At 51.0% G+C, this 3,252-nt stretch carries 2 rRNA genes; both read left to right on the top strand.

The window, feature by feature from the left end:
• Positions 1-158 precede the first annotated feature (158 nt).
• Positions 159-3,051, top strand: a 23S ribosomal RNA gene (locus tag ACYTXL_RS30340).
• A gap of 74 nt (positions 3,052-3,125) precedes the next feature.
• Positions 3,126-3,243, top strand: a 5S ribosomal RNA gene (gene rrf, locus ACYTXL_RS30345).
• The last annotated feature ends 9 nt before the right edge of the window (positions 3,244-3,252 follow it).

The following is a 3,252-nucleotide window of genomic DNA, read 5'->3' on the forward strand; positions in this document are numbered from 1 at the left end:
AAGAGAAATCAGCAACATGACGCTTGTGTCAGACTGCTGAGAAAAATCTCAGCCAGAACCTTGAAAACTGCATAGTAACGCAAATTAGCAGGCAGACACAGACATTCTTTGATGGATGGTATTGTGAATGCAATTGTTTAAGAGCAAAAGAATTGAGTGGTCAAGTTAATAAGGGCTAACGGTGGATACCTAGGCACACAGAGGCGACGAAGGACGTGGTTACCGACGATATGCTCCGGGGAGTTGGAAGCAAACATTGAGCCGGAGATTTCCGAATGGGGCAACCCTATATACTACCTGCTGAATATATAGGCAGGAGAGAGCCAACCCAGCGAATTGAAACATCTTAGTAGCTGGAGGAAGAGAAATCAAATCAGAGATTCCCTAAGTAGTGGTGAGCGAAAGGGGAAGAGCCTAAACCAATTGGTTTACCGATTGGGGTAGTGGGACAGCGAGATCGAATCTAGAGACTAGACGAAGCAGCTAAATACTGCACCAAAGAAGGTGAAAGTCCTGTAGTCGAAAGTTAAAGGATAGTAGCTGAATCCCGAGTAGCATGGGGCACGAGGAATCCCATGTGAATCAGCGAGGACCACCTCGTAAGGCTAAATACTACTGTGTGACCGATAGTGAACCAGTACCGCGAGGGAAAGGTGAAAAGAACCCCGGAAGGGGAGTGAAATAGAACATGAAACCGTTAGCTTACAAGCAGTGGGAGGACTATTCAAAGTCTGACCGCGTGCCTGTTGAAGAATGAGCCGGCGACTTATAGGCACTGGTAGGTTAAAGCGAGAATGCTGGAGCCAAAGGGAAACCGAGTCTGAAAAGGGCGATAATCAGTGTTTATAGACCCGAACCCTGGTGATCTAACCATGGCCAGGATGAAGCTTGGGTAACACCAAGTGGAGGTCCGCACCGACTGATGTTGAAAAATCAGCGGATGAGTTGTGGTTAGGGGTGAAATGCCAATCGAACCAGGAGCTAGCTGGTTCTCCCCGAAATGTGTTTAGGCGCAGCGGTAATGATTATATCTGGGGGGTAAAGCACTGTTTCGGTGCGGGCTGGGAGACCGGTACCAAATCGAGACAAACTCTGAATACCCAGAGCACACATTGCCAGTGAGACAGTGGGGGATAAGCTTCATTGTCAAGAGGGAAACAGCCCAGACCACCAGCTAAGGTCCCCAAATCATCGCTAAGTGATAAAGGAGGTGAGAGTGCACAGACAACTAGGAGGTTTGCCTAGAAGCAGCCACCCTTGAAAGAGTGCGTAATAGCTCACTAGTCAAGCGCTCTCGCGCCGAAAATGAACGGGGCTAAGCGATGTACCGAAGCTGTGGGATTAACTTTGAAAGTTAATCGGTAGGGGAGCGTTCCGTCGTAGGTAGAAGCAGTAGCGGCAAGCAGCTGTGGACGAAACGGAAGTGAGAATGTCGGCTTGAGTAGCGCAAACATTGGTGAGAATCCAATGCCCCGAAACCCTAAGGTTTCCTCCGCCAGGTTCGTCCCCGGAGGGTTAGTCAGGGCCTAAGGCGAGGCAGAAGTGCGTAGTCGATGGACAACGGGTTAAAATTCCCGTACTGATTGTAGGTTGTGCAGAGGGACGGAGAAGATAAATGTCAGCCGGATGTTGGTTACCGGTTCAAGCGTCAAGATGTTGAGAGACGGCGAAAACGTTTCGAGTTGAGGCGTGAGTACGAACTTCTACGGAAGTGAAGTGGCATAGTCTAGCTTCCAAGAAAAGCTCTAAACACGTTAACTTACAGTTACCTGTACCCGAAACCGACACAGGTAGGGAGGTTGAGAATACCAAGGGGCGCGAGATAACTCTCTCTAAGGAACTCGGCAAAATGGCCCCGTAACTTCGGAAGAAGGGGTGCCCACTGATGAAGTGGGTCGCAGTGAAGAGATCCAGGCGACTGTTTACCAAAAACACAGGTCTCCGCAAAGTCAAATCGACGCAGTATGGGGGCTGACGCCTGCCCAGTGCCGGAAGGTTAAGGAAGTTGGTCAGGGGGTAACCTTGAAGCTAGCGACCGAAGCCCCGGTGAACGGCGGCCGTAACTATAACGGTCCTAAGGTAGCGAAATTCCTTGTCGGGTAAGTTCCGACCCGCACGAAAGGCGTAACGATCTGGATGGTGTCTCAGAGAGAGACTCGGCGAAATAGGAATGTCTGTGAAGATACGGACTGCCTGCACCTGGACAGAAAGACCCTATGAAGCTTTACTGTAGCCTGGAATTGTGTTCGGGCTTGGCTTGCGCAGGATAGGTGGGAGGCGATGAAGTATTCCTTGTGGGGAATATGGAGCCAACGGTGAGATACCACTCTGGCGAAGCTAGAATTCTAACCCATGACCATTATCTGGTCAGGGAACAGTTTCAGGTGGGCAGTTTGACTGGGGCGGTCGCCTCCTAAAAGGTAACGGAGGCGCGCAAAGGTTCCCTCAGCACGCTTGGAAACCGTGCGGCGAGTGTAAAGGCATAAAGGGAGCTTGACTGCAAGAGTGACAACTCAAGCAGGTACGAAAGTAGGCCTTAGTGATCCGACGGCGCAGAGTGGAATGGCCGTCGCTCAACGGATAAAAGTTACTCTAGGGATAACAGGCTGATCTCCCCCAAGAGTCCACATCGACGGGGAGGTTTGGCACCTCGATGTCGGCTCATCGCAACCTGGGGCGGAAGTACGTCCCAAGGGTTGGGCTGTTCGCCCATTAAAGCGGTACGTGAGCTGGGTTCAGAACGTCGTGAGACAGTTCGGTCCATATCCGGTGCAGGCGTAAGAGCATTGAGAGGAGTCCTCCTTAGTACGAGAGGACCGGGAGGAACGCACCGCTGGTGTACCAGTTATCGTGCCAACGGTAAACGCTGGGTAGCCAAGTGCGGAGCGGATAACCGCTGAAAGCATCTAAGTGGGAAGCCCACCTCAAGATGAGTGCTCTCACCACAATAAGTGGGTAAGGTCACGGGCAGAACACCCGTTCTTAGGCGGTAGGTGGAAGTGCAGTAATGTATGTAGCCGAGCCGTGCTAACAGACCGAGGGCTTGACCTCACAACTTTTGCTCAATCAATTAAATTTAATTGGCGTTACTTGCAGTCTTCAGGGTTTTGAACCCAATCATTTTTCCTGGTGTCTATTGCGCGGTGGAACCACACTGAACCCTTCCCGAACTCAGAGGTGAAACGCTGCTGCGGCCACGATAGTTTAGGGGTAGCCCTACGCAAAAATAGCTCGATGCCAGGATTCATAATT

This window comes from Nostoc sp. (assembly GCF_054880495.1).